Genomic DNA, 15,799 nt, shown 5'->3' on the forward strand with positions numbered 1-15,799 from the left:
CTTGCGAAAAAAGAGGTGGAACGATCAGGCGTGGGCACAGTCTACGGATCGATCGGGTCGGGTGCGCGTGTCGCCAGACAGGCGGCGGCATGCCGGCCCGCCCGCCATCCGGCCGCCACAGCAGGACCCAGCGTGGCCCCCGGCCCCGGATAGGCGCCCCGCATGACGGACGCGGCATCGTTGCCGCAGGCGTACAGGCCCGGTATCGGCGCGCCGCCAGCCTGCAAGGCCTGGGCGTCGCGGTTCGTGCGGATGCCTGCGCTGGAGGCCGCATCCGCCGGCCAGATGGCCAGGGCGCAGTACGGCGGCGTGCCGATCGGCCCCAGGCAGGGGTTCCCAGCCCGCGACGGGTCGCCGTTGAAACGATCCAGCGCGGCATCGCCCTTGCCGAATTCGGCGTCGATGCCCGTCGCTGCGAATTGATTGTGTTGCGCCACCGTGCGCGCCAGCGCGTCGTCCTCCAGGCCGAGCCTGCGCGCCAGGATGGCGAGCGTGGGCGCGGTGACGAGGTAGCCGCGTTGCGTCCATCGCCGCAGGTTGCGCGTGCCCGGAGGGATGGCGCCCAGGCCGTAGCGTCGTACGAAGTCCGCATCGCACACCAGCCAGAAAGGTGCGCCCTCGCCCTCGCGGCTCGCACGGAGCATGCCGTCGACGAAGTGGTGGTACGAAGAAGCCTCGTTCACGAAGCGCCGCCCCTGACGGTTCACGGCGATGAGGCCGGGCTTGGCCCGGTCCAGGTACAGGTGAGGAAACAGGCTGGGCGCCGCGCCGCGCACTCCAGGAACGCGCGACACGGGCTGCCACAGGAAGCTCTCGGCAAAACCCTGCAGGTGCCCACCGGCGTGGCGCGCGGCCTGGATGCCCTCGCCCCTCACGCCGTCGGCGGCCAGCGACTCGAACGCGAAATCCGCCGGCGCGAGCTCCCGCCGCAACGGCTCGCCATGGCCCACGCCACCGGTGGCCAGCACCACGCCTGCACGGCTGTCCAGCCGGCGCTCGCCGATGCCGCGCACCTCGAAGCACGCGCCGACGACCCGGCCTTCTTCCTGCACGAGGCGCGACATGCGCCAGCCGAAGCGGATGTCCACGCCAGCCCGTCGCAGGCTGTAGAGCAGCCGCGCCACCAGGGCGTTGCCCATCACCAGGCGGGTGCCTCGCGGATGGAAAAGCCGATCCCGCGCATGGCGCAGGACCAGCGCCACGCTCCGGGAGAAGTTCGACCATGAGCGGTAGCGCCCCAGCAGGCTCTGCACATCGGTCTTGCCCACCATCATTCCGCCCAGCAGCATGAAGTGGGGCAGGGGCGGCCTGACGCGAAGAAAGTCGGCGCCCAGCAGCCGGCCGTCGAAAGGCAGGGGCGACACCGCACGTCCACTGAGCGCGGCACCCGGCAGGGGAAGATAGTCCGGGTGCCGGCCCGAGCTCGCGAAGGCGACGGCCGAACGGCGCTCCAGGTCGTCCAGCGCCGGGCCGATGCTGTCGAGGAATGCGCGGCGCCACCCGCCCTCGCCTTCGCTCGCGTCGGGGCCGATCAAGGCGTCGAGGTAGCGCGCCGCATCGGCGACGGTGTCGCCGTGCCCGGCCTCCGCCCCATGGCGGTTGCCCGGCGCCCAGAGCGTTCCGGCCGATGTCGCGGTGGTGCCGCCGACCTGTTCCGTGGCCTCGCACAGCACGACCTTGAGGCCTTCGAGCGCCGCCACCAGCGCGGCGGTCATGCCGCCCGCGCCCCCGCCGACGACGATCAGGTCCACCGGTTCGACAGACGCCACGGCGCCCGGCCGCCTCACAGATCCGCCGCGTCCGCGGGCACGGCCAACCGCCATTGCAGCAACGCATAGGGCGGCTGCGCATCGGGATGGGGCTCGAACACGCCCTGCACCTGCGCGCCGATCGCCACCTCCTGCATCGGATCGCCCAGCAGGTTGCCGACCATGCGGACACCGCCCGCATCGGGCAGCTCCACCAGCACGGCCAGGTAGGGGCCGTGGTTCTTCAGCGCGGCATGGGCCGGGTGCCAGACACGCTCCCAGCTGTAGATGCGCCCACGCGGCACCACCTCGACCCATGCGGGGTCGAACGCATGGCAACCGTGGCAGATCCACTCCGGGCCGAACTGCCAGGTGCCGCAATGGGCGCAGCGCTGGACCCGCAGGCGCCCCTCGCGCAGCCCGGCCCAGTAGGGCTCGGCCAGGCCGTCAGGCTCGGACACCGGTATCGGCAACCCCGGCGGCAAATGATGCGCAACAGCGCCAGACGCGTCTTTCACAGCACTGCCTCCGAACCCAGAAGAAGATCACTGACCGGCGACACCATCGGGCCGCCGACGACCAGCGCGACGTCGCTGCGCGCGGCCTGGCTGGTAGAGATGCCCCGCACTTGCCGCACGGCCTCCAGCACGAGCTCGAAGCCGTGCATGTAGCACTCCGCCAGATTGCCGCCGCTGGTGTTCAGCGGCAGGCGGCCCGAAGGTGCCAGGAGGTTCTCGAGGGTCAGGAACTCGTTGGCTTCCTCCGGCGCGAAGAACCCGTGCTCCACCAGCGCCATCAGCACGCCGCCGGTGAAGTTTTCGTAGCTCTGCACCACGCCCACGTCTTGTGGGCCCACACCCGCCATGCGGTACAGGTCCGGCGCGACGGTGCCGAAGTTGGCCGATGCGTAGGCCGGCGAGTTGTGCGCATGGGTGCCGAACCGGGGGCCGGACCCCGACGCGGCGCCCAGCAGGTAAACCGGCTTCTGCGCGAAATCGCGCGCGCGCTCGGCATCCATCAGCACGATCGCCGCCGCGCCGTCGTTCTCCATGCAGCAGTCGTACAGATGAAAGGGCTCCGCGATCCAGCGCGAGGCGTCGTAGCCTTGCGCATCCAGTGGCCGGCCGTGCATCACGGCCCGCGGATTGGCCTGCGCGTGGTGGTAGGACGCCAGGGCGATGGCGCGCATCGCCTCCTGCCGCACGCCGTGCTCGTGCATGAAGCGCCGCACGCGCATCGCGAATCGCTGCGGCGGCGACAGCACACCGTAAGGCATGAGGTAGGACTTCTCGCCGGACACCGTGGCAATGCCGCCGGTCTGCCCGAAGCGGCCGTACTGCCCCTGCGCGAGCGAGCGGAACACGACCACGCAGTCGGCCTGCCCCGACACGATCGCGGCCGCACCGTTCGCGACGGCGGCGCAGCACCCGCCGCCTCCGCCGCCCCATTGCATGGTGGCCGAACGCAGCTGGCGCAGGCCGAGCGCGGCGGCCAGCCGGGTGGCGTCGCTGCGGTCATCGCTGTAGGAGGCGAAGCCGTCGATCTGGCGCGGGTCCATTCCCGCATCCCCGCATGCGGCCAGGATGGCCTTCAGCGCCAGCTTGAACTCGGCATCGGGCGACTGCCCGTGCTTGTAGTACGGCGTCTCGCCGATGCCCACCACGGCGACGCGTCCGCGAAGCGTGCGCTTTGTCATGCCGTGATCCCGGCGCGCCTGATCACCGCGCCCCAGTGCGCCTGCTCCGCCGCGATCACCCTGGCCATCTCTTCGGACGAACAGCTGCGCGCCTCAACGCGGCGCTCAGCGAACTGCTTGCGCACCTCGGGCCGCGCCACGGCGGCGACCACCGCAGCGTGGACCCTGGCGAGCACATCGGCCGGTATGCCGTGCGGGGCCAGCACACCGAACCACGCCGTGCTCTCGAAACCGGGCACCTCCTGTGCGATCGCGGAAAGGCCCGGCACGACGTCCGTGGGCGCGGGCGTCGCGACCGCCAGGTAGCGGACCTTGCCGGAAGCCAGCATCGCGGCGCCGTCGAGGCCCGTGACGAAGGCGGCGTCGAGCTGGCCTCCCGCGAACGCCGCCAGCATCGGCGCGCCGCCCGCATAAGGCACATGCAGCAGCTTGAGCCCCGACATGTGGTTGAAGTGCTCGCCCGTCAGGTGCGACAGCGATCCGTTGCCGACCGAGCCGTAGTTCAGCGCGCCGCCCTTGGCCTTGGCGTAGGCCAGGAACTCTTTGAGCGTGCGGGCGGGACTGTCCACGGGCACGGCAAGGATCATGGGCGTGAAGGCCACCGTGGAGACCGGCTTCAGGTCCTTGATCGGGTCATAGGGCACCTTGCGCAGCAGCGACACCACCGCATTGGGCCCCGTGTTGCCGAACACGAGCGTGTGGCCGTCGGGTTGTGCCTTCGCCACCGTGTCCACGCCGATGGTGCCGCCCGCACCCGGCTTGTTGTCGATGACGATGGGCTGGCCCAGCAACTCGGAGAGCGGCTGCTGGATCGCCCGGGCGACCTGGTCCGTCGAGCCGCCCGCCGGGTAGGGCACCACCATGCGGATGGGCCGCGATGGGAAGGGCGCGCCCTGCCCCATGGCGGACAAGGGCGCGGTCAGCGCGAGGGACGCCGCGGTCAGGAAACAGCGGCGCGTGAGATGAGGAGCATTCATGGGGAGACCTCCGTCGTCGATCGGTGAATGGCGGGGCGCCCCGCGCTCAGGGCGTGTAGCCAAAGCCCTTGCCGGGCTCCGCGCGCATGAACTCCTGCCCCTCGGAGCGCCAGTTGGCGCCTTCCGGCACGGTGATGGAGATGGCACGCCACAGGAACTTGTCGGGCTCGCTCGCAGAGCTGGGGGCCTGGCCCTCCGCGGCCAGCTTGTTCAGCGACTCCAGCAGCAGGCGCCGCGCGCGCACGATGCCGGCGTCGGTCGTCCCCAGGTGTTCCTTCGCACGGTCGTAGATCGCCGAGACTCCCGACTGGCAGGCGGCGTCCTGCACCCACAGTCCGGGCAGGGCCGCGTTGTACTTGTCGCCCAGCGCGCCGTCGAAACGGTAGGCGTTGCCGCGGTTGAACTTGCTCCAGCAGGTGTGATACGGGTCCGTCACCGGGCGCTGCTCGAACGAGTCCTCTGAGGCGTGGCCGGTTTCGCGACCGGCGTGCCCGGTCTTGAAGACCTTGCGCGTCTTCTCGTAGAAAGGCTCGCTCGGGTGGTACGAGAACATCAGGCACAGCGTGTGCTCGTCGTCAATCGGCACCCAGGCATGCCCGCTGAGCTCCGGGAACTGGCTCTGCGGCGGAACCAGCGTCCAGAAGGGCATGAGGAACTGGTTCACGCGGATGTAGTGCTCGCCCTCCCCCGCCTTGCGCCGCGACGCGATGCTGACGCCGGCATCGTGGATCTCGCTCTCGAAGGTCGGCGCCAGGTCTTGCGCCTGCTTCCACTGGTTGATCACGCCCGAGGTATCGACACGGCCGTGCAAGATGGCGGCGTGGGCCGAGTCGATCTCCCCTTCCAGCGCCTGCAGCCAGTTGCACTCCTGCACGCGCATCGAGATGGCGCACTGCTGCGGCGCCACCATGTTCCATTCAACGCTGGGCAGAGGCGGTGCGCTGGCGGGTTCGGGCCCCATGTAAGTCCACAGCATGCCGTTGCGCTCCTGCACGGGATAGGACTTGATGCGCATGGCCGCGCACATGCGCGAGTTCGCGGGCTCGGCCGGCATTTCGTGGCACCGGCCGTCGGTGCCGAACTTCCACCCGTGGTAGATGCACCGCAGGCCCCCTTCCTCGTTGCGCCCCAGCACCATGGGCGCGCCGCGATGCGGACAGGCATGGTCGACCAGGCCGAAGCGGCCCTCGGTGTCGCGAAACGCCACCAGGTCCTCCCCCAGCAGCCGGACGCGGTAAGGCTGCCCGTCGGCCTGAACATCGCTCGCGCGCAGGAACGGAATCCAGTAAAGGCGCATGAGCCGCCCCATCTCCGTGCCCGGCCCCACGCGGACCAGGCGTTCGTTGTCTTCATGCGTGAGCATCTTCTTGCACCTCAAATTTGGTAGTACCATTGAACAATACCACCCGAAACAGGTCGCGTCAACGCGGGCTGACCCCTTGGCGTCAGCCCGCCCACCTTCAGAAAGGCTTCGCATGGAAACCCTCGAACTGCAACTGCGCCAGATCCGACTGGAGGCAGAAGGCATCGCCTCCTTCGAGCTGGCCAGGCCCGACGGCCAGGCCCTGCCGGCCGTCACCGCCGGCGCGCACCTGGACATCCACCTGCCGAACGGGCTGCGCCGCAGCTACTCGATCTCCAGTGCGCCGGACATCCGCTCGCACTACCGGATCACGGTCAAGCGCGACGCCGCCAGCCGGGGGGGCTCCAATTGGCTGCACGACAACGCACGCGTGGGCATGCACATCGTCGCGGGCGAGCCGCGCAACAACTTCGCGCTCGACGAAAGCGCACGGCATCACGTGCTGATCGCGGGCGGCATCGGCATCACGCCGCTGCTGCCCATGCTGTGGCGCCTGAATGCGCTGCAGCGCTCCTGGACGCTGCACTACTCGGCGCGCACCCCCGGCCAGATGGCGCACGATGCAGAACTGCGCAGCCTCGCGTGCCATGCGGGCGCCAAGGTCATGCGCTACTTCACCGCGCAGGGCGAGCGGATGAAGCTGCGCGAGATCGTCGACGGCTCGCCCGCGAACAGCCACTTCTACGGCTGCGGACCTGCGGGCCTGATCGACGCCTTCACCGAAGCGACGCAAGGCATTGCCCCGCGGCACGTGAGCCTGGAACGATTCGCAGCGTCGGAAGCGCCCTCGGCCGGCGGCTACGCGGTGCGCCTCGCGCGGGACGGCCGGCAGTTCGACGTGCCGCCGGGCCAGTCGATGCTCGACACGCTGCTGGCCGCGGGCCTGGACATTCCCTACTCCTGCATGCAGGGCATCTGCGGCAGCTGCAGCCTGCGGGTGCTCGACGGGCTCCCCGATCACCGCGACGAATGCCTCAGCGAAGAAGAGCGCAAGAGCGCCCAGGTGGTGATGCCCTGCTGCTCCGGGGCCCGGACCCCGGTGCTGGTCCTGGACCTCTGAGAAGTGTGAGCGAGCCCGCGCGCGCTACGCGCCGCGCCAGCGCTGCAGCACCGCCTGCGCCCGCACGGCGCTGCGCGGCGCCGCGCCCTGGATGCGCGAAGGCGTGCGCGAGAAGCGCGGCGCGGGCGCCGCCTGGCGGACCCCGTCGACATCGACGAACGCCCCGCGCGCCTGGTTGTGCGGATGCTGCGCCGCCTCGCTGAGCGTCAGCACGGGGGCGAAGCACACGTCGGTGCCTTCCAGCAACGCACACAACGCGTCACGGCTTCGCGCCTTCACGCGCTGCGCGATGGCCTCGCGCAGCGCGGGCCAGCGGCTGCGGTCGTTCTGCGCATCGCGCAGCGCTTGCGGAAGATCCAGCTTCACGCACAGCAGCTCGAAGAACTTCGGCTCGATCGGCCCCAGCGACACATGGTTGCCGTCGGCCGTCTCGTAGGCGCCGTAGTAGGGGGCGCCGCCGTCAAGCATGTTGCTGCCGCGCGCCTCGACATGCGAACCGCGCAAGGCCATCGTCTGGAACAGGCTCATCAGCGAGACCACGCCGTCGGTGATGGCCGCGTCCACCACCTGCCCCCGGCCGCTGGTGCGCGCCTCCAGCACCGCAGCCAGGATGCCGGTGACGAGGTAGAGGCTGCCGCCGCCGTAGTCGCCGACCAGGTTCAGCGGCGGCACCGGTGCGCGTCCGGGCTCGCCGATCGCGGCCAGCGCGCCGGCCACGGAGATGTAGTTGATGTCATGGCCGGCTGCCTGAGCCAGCGGCCCCTCCTGCCCCCAGCCCGTCATGCGCCCATAGACCAGTCGCGGGTTGCGCGCGGCCACCGCGTCGGGTCCCAGGCCCAGGCGCTCCATCACGCCGGGACGAAAGCCCTCGACCAGCACGTCGGCGCTGGACAGCAGGTCGAGGACCTGCGCGATGTCGTCGGCCTTCTTGAGGTCCAGCAGCACGGTCTGGCGTCCGCGTCCGATGATGTCGTGCGCATCGCCCAGGCGCGCGCCGGGCCGGTCGATGCGGACCACCTCGGCCCCCATGTCGGACAGCAGCATGCAGGCGAAAGGGCCGGGGCCGATGCCCGCGAACTCGATCACCTTCAGCCCCTTCAGAGGCCCGGATGCGGTGGTGGTGGAGGTGGTGACAGAGGGAGCGCTCACGATGTTCCTTTCAGCGAAGAAGATGCGAAGAAGCGTGGCCCAGGATCAGGGCAACGAGCAGGAGGTTGAGCAAGGCGAAGCCGAAGTTCGCCCGCACGCTCACGTTGAACAGCGGCAACCCGGACAACCGGCTCGCCATCAGGCTGATCACGGAGAACGGCGTGAGGATCACCGCCACGCCCAGGCCCGCCAGCACGGCGAGCACATGCGCGACCGGGTTCAGGCCGAGCGAGGCGGCGGGAAACGCGACTGCCAGCACGATGCCCGACAGCATGGGATGCACCGACGTGCAAGACAGCAGCACCACGCCCGCCGCGAGAAACAGGCAGCCCAGCACGGGGAAGGGCAGCAGAGCCGTCGCCACGGGCTGCGTCCAGGACGAAGGCAGGGCCGAGGCGATCACTGTGCCCGCGCACCCCGAGGCGAAGAACAACATCACCTCGCCCACCATCGACCTGAAACCCGCGAAGTCGCGCAGGACACGTCGGGCCGCCTCGCCGGCATCGACCCGTTCGCCCTCGGCGCACAACGCCAGCAGCCACGCAGCCAGCGGCGCCAGCACGATCACCACGCCCGCGACCGGCTGCTGACTCCCGTGGCTGATGGCCAGCACGCACACCAGGAAGGCCAGCATCGCCGCCAGCACCATCCAGCCGACACGCAGCAGCGCCCACCAGCCGACGCTGGCGTCAGACCCGGGCGCGGCCGGCGAACGCCAGGCCTTCAGCTTCTGCAGCGACAAAGTCAGCACCAAGCTGATGGCGGCCAGGCCCACGGCGGCCGGAAAGACCCGCGTCCAGGCCAGGCCCGCATTCACCGCCAGCAGGATGCTGAGATTGCTGAACATCGGACTCCACAGGTTGGCCGCGGCATAGCCGCGCGCGATGGCGCCGAAGCAGGCCGCGCGCTCCTGCTGGCTGTCGAACTCGGCCTGCGACGCGGCCTCCATCATCATGGTGATTCCTGCCAGGCCCAGGAAGCCGCCGAAGAACTGGCTGGTCACCGTCACCGTGCTGAAGCGGCGCCCGGGCGGCACCTTGAGCACGGCCCCCATCAACCGGCGCAAGGGCCCGACCCGCTGCGCCGCCCGCGACAGCGTGGCGATCGACAGCAGCAGCGAGCCGATCAGCCCGCCGATCCGCAGACCCTTGACCAGGGTCCCGGCGGCGTCCGGGACCAGGGGCAACAGCAGGGCCGTCATGAGCATCAGCAGCGTGCACGTGCGGCGCAGGCCGACGGGCGCGCCGCGCCAGAGCATGCCGATGAAAAGCACGGCCGCCGACGTGAATGCGCCCACGAGCCACGGCCGGGGCCACAGCAGATCCAGCACGGTGAACGCCACCAGCGCGCCCTGTGCCGCGCCGACCCAGACCGTCCTTGCCGCCAGATCGGGCGAGGGACCCGGGTTGCCTTGATTCATGCGCCAACTATACAATGGCCCTACCATTGATGTCGATAGCATCTCGCCGCTTGATCCCTACTTTCCTTGCCGCACGCCATCCGTGAAACGCCAACCGCTTCATACCCGCACCGTCTCCTTCCAGACCTTCCGACGGGAAGACGGCCTGTTCGAGGTCGAGGCCCAGCTCAAGGATGTTCGCGGCTACGACACCACCGTGCCGGAGAAAGGCGTTCTGCCTGCGGGCGAGCCCGTTCACCACATGACCATCACCGCCACGGTCGATGCCCACATGGAGGTGCGCGCGCTCGAAAGCCGGATGCTCGCCACGCCCTTCGGGTACTGCACGCAGGTCGAGAACAGCCTGCAGGCAATGGTCGGCGCGCGCATGGCCACGGGATGGCGCCGCGCCATCAGCGAGCGCGTGCAGGCGGGCGAAAGCTGCACCCACTTGCGCGAACTGCTGCTGAATATGGCCACCGCCGCGCTGCAGACCATCCCGACATGGCTCGCCCAGCAGCGCATGCAGACGGGCCAGGACCGGACGCCGGACGGGCAACGCCCCCACTATCTGGGCCAGTGCCATTCATGGCGGCTGGACAGCCCCGTGGTCAAGCTGCACTTGCCGCGCTTTCACCAACCTCTTTCACCATCCACCAACCCCGGCACCGCCCCCGGTGCAAAGCAGGAGTCCTCATGACACAAGCAGAAATTTCCAAGCCTCGCGGCATGTACTACGAGGACTTCGAGATCGGCCAGACGATCGTGACCTCGCGCCGCACGGTGACGCTGACCGACATCGTCAACTTCGCCTGCCTCTCCGGCGACCACAACGCGCCGCACATCGACCACGAGTTCTGCAAGACCCAGCCCTACGGCGAGCCGATCGCGCACGGCCCCCTGGTGCTGGCGATTGCCGGCGGCCTGCAATGCCTCAGCGGCATCAACGACGGAACCATCGTCGCCATGCTGGGCAACGACCAATGGCGCATGCACCTGCCCGTCAAGCATGGCGACACTCTGCACGTGGTCATCACGCCGACCGAGAAGAAGCTGACCAGCAAGGGCAATCAGGGCATCGTGGTCTTCGATCGCAAGATCAAGAACCAGCGCGGCGAAACCGTCCACTCCATGGTCACGACGCTGATGTACCGCTGCCGCCCGCTGGCGCAGTGACGTGAAGCACGGCGTCCCCCAATGAAAAAGCCGGGCGCCAGGCGCCCGGTTTTTTATTTGTCTGGGCGCCTGTTGCGCGATCAGAGCAGGTCCATCTGCTTGGCCAGGATGTTGCGCTGAATCTCGTTGGTGCCGCCGCCGATGGGGCCCACGCGCGAGTCGCGGAAGAACATCTGCATGTCGTACTCCATGGAGTAGCCTGCACCGCCCATGATCTGCATGCCGATGTCGGCGCACTTGAAGTTGTTCTCGGTGGCGACGACCTTGGCGATCGATGCCTCCGTCACGGCCGGCAGCCCCTGGTCGAGCACATCGGCGGCGCGATACACCATCTGCCGCGCCGTCTCCGACAGGATCAGCATGTCAGCCAGCTTGTGCTGGATCACCTGGAAGTCGGAGATGGGCTTGCCGAACTGCACGCGCTCCTTGGCGTAGTCGCGAGCGTACTCGGTGATCTTGAAGCAGTGGCCCGCCGAGATCCCGGCCAGACCCAGACGCTCCAGCCCCAGGCAGCTCATGATGTTCTTCCAGGCCTTGCCTTCGCCACCGAACAGGTTGGTCGCCGGGACGCGCACGTTATCGAAGAAGATCTCATTGGCGTGGGACGTGCGGCGGCCCAGCATCTGCAGCGGACGGATCGTCACGCCCGGCGCCTTGGCATCCACCAGCAGCGTGCTGATGCCCTGGTGGCGACTGACCCCGTCACGGTCGGTGCGCGTGATCACAACCAGGTAGTCCGCCACGTGGCCGCAGGTGATCCAGACCTTGTTGCCGTTGAGCACATACTCATCGCCCTGGCGCTCGGCGAACGTCTTCAGGCCCGCAACATCGGAACCCGTGCCCGGTTCGGACATGCACAGCGCCAGCTTGGCCTTGCCCGCGATGATCTTGGGCACCAGATCCTTCTTCAGCTCGGGCGTGCCGAACTTCGCGATGTGCATGCCGGCATACACGGCCGACGTGGTGATCGCCTGGGCGATGCCGGTGTAGTAGTAGCCCATGGTCTCCAGCAGTACCGCGATGTCGCGGTAGGAGCCGCCGGTGCCGCCCAGTTCCTCGGGGTAGAACAGCCCGATGTATCCCGCGTCGGCCAGGGCCTCGTAGGCCTCGATCGGGAAGGCACGCTCTTCGTCCATCTTGCGCACCTTCTCCCACGGCAGGTGGCGCGCAAGCAGGTCCAGCACGCCCTCGCGCATCATGCGCTGGTCTTCGGTAAGGCCGACAGTATTGATCAGTGACATAGGTTTCTCCGGGCTAGGTATGGCGGGCACTCGGACGAGGCCCAAAGGAATGGATACGTTCAGGAAGCCGGCCGCGCGGCAAAGAGAGGGCCGTCGCTGTATCGCAGGACCAGCATTTCCACCGGCTGGTCGACACGCAGCGGCTGCCCCTGTGTCTCCACCAAGCGGCAGGCCAGTCGAACGCCGTCGCTCAGGTCGACGATACCGACGGCGTACGGCGCTTCCGCGCCGAAGACGGCGGGCGCGGCATGCACACGCGTCCACGAATAGAGGGTGCCACGCGTGCTCAGCTCGGTCCACTGCACATCCGGCGACCAGCAGTGCGGGCAGACGGGCTTGGGGGGAAAGGTGCTGCGCCCGCAGCCCTTGCAGCAGGTGGTGATCCAGCGTCCTTCACCCAGCGCGTTCCAGAACGTCTGCGTGAACGCCGACACGCGGGGCGGGTAAGCGCGCGCGGTCTCCATGTCGACATGCGACAAGCTCATTGCTTTGCCTCCAGCACGTGGATCAGTGCCGCGTTGTAGTTGCCCAGTTCGCCCGTGGCCAGGCCGAAGCGGGCGTTCTTCACCTGACGCTCGCCTGCCCTCCCCCGCAGTTGATCGGCCAGCTCCACATAGTTGTAGAGCGAGGTCACGTACGCCGGATGGCCACGGGAAGTCAGCCCGCCGGAGGTGGAGATGGGAATGCGCCCGCCGAGCTTCGTTTCACCCTCGGCGGCCGCGCGGGCGCCCTGGCCTCGCTGCACGAGGCCGGTCGCTTCGCTCACCAGCACCTCCACGATCGTGCAGGGCGCATACAACTCAGCCACGTCGATATCCGCGGCCTGGATGCCTGCCTGTTCATACGCGGTCTGCGCCGCCATCCGGGCGGACTCGAATCCGATCATGTCGTTGGGCACGTCGCTGATCTGGTGAGTGCCGTCGTGACAGAAGCCACGCCCCTTCACCAGCACGTAGGGCTTTCCGGTGGCCTTGGCGACCTCCTCCGTGGCAAGCACCAGGCAGGCGGCACCGTCGCCACGCGGAGGCACGTCGTAAAGGCCCAGCGGCTCCACGATGGGACGCTGCGCCACCACCTCTTCCAGGCTGATCGGCTTGCGGTACTGGGCCAGCGGGTTCATGCCCGCGTGCCAGCGGTTCTTCACCGCCACCGCTCCCAGTTGCTCGCGCGTCGCGCCGTGCTCGTGCATGTAGCGCATCGCATCCATCGCGTACCAGGCAATGGGCGTGAAGCCCGAGGGCACGTGGAAGTCGACGTCGCCCGTCGTGCGCATGCTGCTCATCATGTGCTCTGCGGCGGACACCGAGCTTTCCATGTTGATGCCCAGGGCCAGCGCAACGTCCGCCCGGCCGAGCAGGATGTCGTTGCACGCCTGGTCGAATGCCAGTGCCGCCGTCATCCCGTTGCCCATCACCTCCATGACATTGCCACGGCATGCCAGGCGCAGCTGCCCCATGAGAAAGGTATGGAAGTACTTCTGGCGCGTATAGGGCCGCGGCAGCGTGAAGACGATGCTCTGGATGTCCTGCTTGTGCACGCCCGCGTCGCGCACGGCCTCGACGACGAGGCGCGTCATGATCTCGTGCTCCAGCGTCTGGAGCGCAGCGTCATCGACCGTCTGATGCCGGCCGACGGGAATCGCGCTGACGCCGATGATGGCGACCGCGCGGGTCATTGCACGGCCTTTGGCTGCGGTGCCGGACCGAAGGCACCCTCACCCCTCAACTGGCGAATGCGCTCCTCATCGAAACCCAGCGCCTCGCGCAGCACCTCGTCCGTGTCCGCGCCGACAGCAGGAGCCGCCCGGGACACTGCCGCGGGCGTGCGCGACAGGCGGATGGGCGTCGTGATGTTGGGAATCCAGCCCTTCACGGGATGCGGGATGCGGCTGACCAGGTTCCGCGAACGGGCCTCGTCGGAAGCCAGCGCCTGCGCCAGCGTGCGGACCTGCCCGCTGGGCACGCCCGCGGCCCGCAGCTTGGGCTGCCAGTACTGCCAAGGATGCTTGGCGAAGGCTTCGCTCATCAACTCGAAGAGGAAGTCGCGCCGGGCTAGGCGGTTGGCACGCTTGGACAGCACCGGATCATGTGCGATGTCGGGACGCTCCAGAACCTGCTCGAACAACCGCACGAAGATGCCGTCGTTGCCGCAGTTGATATAGAAAGGTGCGTCCTCGCACTGAAACACGCCGGAGGGGCAGGTGTCCGGGCTGGTGTTGCCGTTGCGCTGCGGCTCGTAGCCCGTGGTGAGGTGCTGCATGGCGGCGAAGCCCGTCATCAGGATGGCGGTATCGAACAAGGCCACCTCGATGGCCTGGCCCGCGCCATCCTTCTGGCGCGCCATCAACGCGAGCAGGATGGCGTTGGTCGCCACCATGGCCGTGCTGATATCCATGATCGCGGAGCCGGTGCGCACGCCCTGACGGTCCGAGTAGCCGTTCATCGAGATGAAGCCGCTCTCAGCCTGCGCGATCGGGTCGAAGCCCAGGCGGTCGGCGTAGGGGCCCGTGCGGCCGTAGGCGGACACCGAGCAGTAGATCAGGCGGGGATTGATCTTCTTGCAGGCCTCGTAGTCGAGCCCGAACCGGTCCATGACACCGGTCGAGAAATTCTCGACCAGCACGTCCGCCGACTCGATGAGGGCCTTGGCCACCGCCAGTCCCTGCGGCGACTTCATATCGAGCGCGATGCTGCGCTTGTTGCGGTTCGTCCAGAGATAGGGAGCGCCCTGGGCCTCCAGCTCCGGGTCCGTCGGCGGATAGAAGCGAAAGTCGTCACCCTTGGGCGCCTCAACCTTGATGACATCGGCACCGAAGTCCGCCAGCGTCATCGTGGCGAGCGGCCCGGCGACGAAGTGGGTGAAATCGACGATGCGCACGCCCGCAAGAATGCCGACGCTCGCGGCGGGAGCGGGCTGCTGCTCGGGCAGTTCGTTGATTTTGGATTGATCAAACACGGCACGATTCCTGGTCAATGTTGCTACGCTTATTTGGTTCTACCATTCTACCTATGTTTGACACACATTCAAGCGAACGCGGCGTCAGACCAGGCCCACCAGTTCCGGCACGGCCGTGAACAGGTCGGCCACGAGGCCGTAGTCGGCCACCGAGAAGATCGGTGCTTCTTCGTCCTTGTTGATCGCGACGATGACCTTCGAGTCCTTCATGCCGGCCAGATGCTGGATGGCGCCCGAAATGCCGGCAGCGATGTACAGCTGCGGTGCCACGATCTTGCCCGTCTGGCCCACTTGCCAGTCGTTCGGGGCATAGCCTGCGTCGACGGCCGCGCGGCTGGCACCCAGGCCCGCGTTGAGCTTGTCGGCCAGCGGCGTCATCACTTCGGTGAACTTCTCGGCGCTGCCCAGCGCTCGTCCACCCGAGACGATGATCTTGGCGGCTGTCAGTTCCGGACGGTCGCTCTTGGCGATCTGGGCATCGACGAAGCGGATCGCGGTGGCCGCCGGCACGGCCTCGCACGTCTCGACGGTGGCACTGCCACCCGTGGCGGGCGCGGGGTTGAAGCCCGTAGTGCGCACGGTGATCACCTGGGTCGCGTCCGTGCTCTGGACGGTGGCAATCGCGTTGCCGGCATAGATCGGGCGCTCGTAGGTGTCGGCGGCAACGACGCGGGTGATGTCGCTCACCTGCGCCACGTCCAGCTTGGCCGCCACGCGCGGCGCGATGTTCTTGCCGCTGGCAGTGGCCGCGAGCAGGATGTGGCTGTATGCCGGTGCGATGGCCAGCACCTGCGCCGCCACATTTTCGGCCAGCGCATGGGCCAAGCTGACGCCATCGGCGTGCAATACCTTGGCCACGCCCTCGATCTGCGCGGCCGCTGCAGCGGCAGCCGTGCTCTGGACGCCGGCCACGAGCAGGTGCACCTGTCCGTCGCCAAACATGCCGATCTGGCGGGCGGCCGCGACCGTGTTGAGCGTGGCGCCCTTGATCAGGGCGTTGTCGTGTTCCGCAATGACGAGTACGGTCATTTCATT

15 protein-coding genes are annotated in these 15,799 nt (G+C 68.3%); 3 read left to right on the forward strand and 12 right to left on the reverse strand.

The features are described 5' to 3' along the window. Positions 1-41 precede the first annotated feature (41 nt). The 5 genes from ASD34_RS00515 to ASD34_RS00535 are packed head-to-tail and all read right to left on the reverse strand — an operon-like array spanning position 42 to position 5,784. A complete protein-coding gene (locus tag ASD34_RS00515; RefSeq protein WP_321164602.1) occupies positions 42-1,769 on the reverse strand; it encodes an FAD-dependent oxidoreductase in 1,728 nt (575 codons plus the stop codon). A gap of 14 nt (positions 1,770-1,783) precedes the next feature. Continuing rightward, on the reverse strand, positions 1,784-2,209 hold the full coding sequence (locus ASD34_RS00520) for a Zn-ribbon domain-containing OB-fold protein (protein WP_235509929.1): 426 nt from the start codon (positions 2,207-2,209) through the stop codon (positions 1,784-1,786). A 53-nt stretch (positions 2,210-2,262) separates the two neighbouring features. Continuing rightward, the gene (locus tag ASD34_RS00525; RefSeq protein WP_056571621.1) at positions 2,263-3,444 is read right to left on the reverse strand and encodes a thiolase C-terminal domain-containing protein; all 1,182 of its coding nucleotides are present in this window, start codon (positions 3,442-3,444) and stop codon (positions 2,263-2,265) included. After that, complete coding sequence (locus ASD34_RS00530) at positions 3,441-4,421, reverse strand: Bug family tripartite tricarboxylate transporter substrate binding protein (RefSeq protein ID WP_056571624.1); 981 nt, start codon at positions 4,419-4,421, stop codon at positions 3,441-3,443. Before ASD34_RS00530 ends, ASD34_RS00525 begins: the two co-directional genes overlap by 4 nt. A 46-nt stretch (positions 4,422-4,467) precedes the next feature. Beyond that, positions 4,468-5,784 (reverse strand): Rieske 2Fe-2S domain-containing protein, encoded by a 1,317-nt coding sequence (locus ASD34_RS00535; RefSeq protein ID WP_056571627.1) that lies wholly within the window; start codon positions 5,782-5,784, stop codon positions 4,468-4,470. Positions 5,785-5,896: 112 nt separating this feature from the next. On the opposite strand from ASD34_RS00535, the gene ASD34_RS00540 reads away from it, so the two are divergent. Further along, the gene (locus ASD34_RS00540) at positions 5,897-6,844 is read left to right on the forward strand and encodes a PDR/VanB family oxidoreductase (protein ID WP_056571630.1); all 948 of its coding nucleotides are present in this window, start codon (positions 5,897-5,899) and stop codon (positions 6,842-6,844) included. Between the two features lie 24 nt (positions 6,845-6,868). Here the strand turns inward: ASD34_RS00540 and ASD34_RS00545 are convergent, their stop codons facing one another. Further along, positions 6,869-7,993, reverse strand: a complete 1,125-nt coding sequence (locus ASD34_RS00545) for a CaiB/BaiF CoA transferase family protein (RefSeq protein ID WP_200937484.1) — start codon at positions 7,991-7,993, stop codon at positions 6,869-6,871. 10 nt (positions 7,994-8,003) lie between these two features. Next, positions 8,004-9,413, reverse strand: a complete 1,410-nt coding sequence (locus ASD34_RS27330; protein ID WP_056571634.1) for a hypothetical protein — start codon at positions 9,411-9,413, stop codon at positions 8,004-8,006. 82 nt (positions 9,414-9,495) lie between these two features. Between ASD34_RS27330 and ASD34_RS00555 the strand changes: the two genes are divergently transcribed. Both ASD34_RS00555 and ASD34_RS00560 read left to right on the forward strand, forming a co-directional pair. Then, positions 9,496-10,092 (forward strand): DUF2889 domain-containing protein, encoded by a 597-nt coding sequence (locus ASD34_RS00555; protein ID WP_056571637.1) that lies wholly within the window; start codon positions 9,496-9,498, stop codon positions 10,090-10,092. After that, positions 10,089-10,568, forward strand: coding sequence for a MaoC/PaaZ C-terminal domain-containing protein (locus ASD34_RS00560; RefSeq protein WP_056571641.1), 480 nt, complete (start codon positions 10,089-10,091; stop codon positions 10,566-10,568). The genes ASD34_RS00555 and ASD34_RS00560 overlap by 4 nt, the downstream gene beginning before the upstream one ends. 80 nt (positions 10,569-10,648) lie before the next feature. On the opposite strand, the gene ASD34_RS00565 is transcribed toward ASD34_RS00560, so the two are convergent. The 5 genes from ASD34_RS00565 to ASD34_RS00585 form a co-directional block, all read right to left on the reverse strand. Then, positions 10,649-11,809 (reverse strand): acyl-CoA dehydrogenase family protein, encoded by a 1,161-nt coding sequence (locus tag ASD34_RS00565; protein ID WP_056571645.1) that lies wholly within the window; start codon positions 11,807-11,809, stop codon positions 10,649-10,651. Between the two features lie 59 nt (positions 11,810-11,868). After that, the gene (locus ASD34_RS00570) at positions 11,869-12,294 is read right to left on the reverse strand and encodes a Zn-ribbon domain-containing OB-fold protein (RefSeq protein WP_056571648.1); all 426 of its coding nucleotides are present in this window, start codon (positions 12,292-12,294) and stop codon (positions 11,869-11,871) included. Further along, the gene (locus ASD34_RS00575; RefSeq protein ID WP_056571651.1) at positions 12,291-13,484 is read right to left on the reverse strand and encodes a thiolase family protein; all 1,194 of its coding nucleotides are present in this window, start codon (positions 13,482-13,484) and stop codon (positions 12,291-12,293) included. The genes ASD34_RS00570 and ASD34_RS00575 overlap by 4 nt, the downstream gene beginning before the upstream one ends. Continuing rightward, entirely contained in the window at positions 13,481-14,764 is a 1,284-nt protein-coding gene (locus ASD34_RS00580; protein WP_056571654.1) for a CaiB/BaiF CoA transferase family protein, read from the reverse strand. The genes ASD34_RS00575 and ASD34_RS00580 overlap by 4 nt, the downstream gene beginning before the upstream one ends. Before the next feature lie 84 nt (positions 14,765-14,848). Then, positions 14,849-15,793, reverse strand: coding sequence for an electron transfer flavoprotein subunit alpha/FixB family protein (locus ASD34_RS00585; protein ID WP_056571658.1), 945 nt, complete (start codon positions 15,791-15,793; stop codon positions 14,849-14,851). Positions 15,794-15,799 lie beyond the last annotated feature (6 nt).

This window comes from Variovorax sp. Root473 (assembly GCF_001426505.1).
Lineage (GTDB): Bacteria > Pseudomonadota > Gammaproteobacteria > Burkholderiales > Burkholderiaceae_C > Variovorax.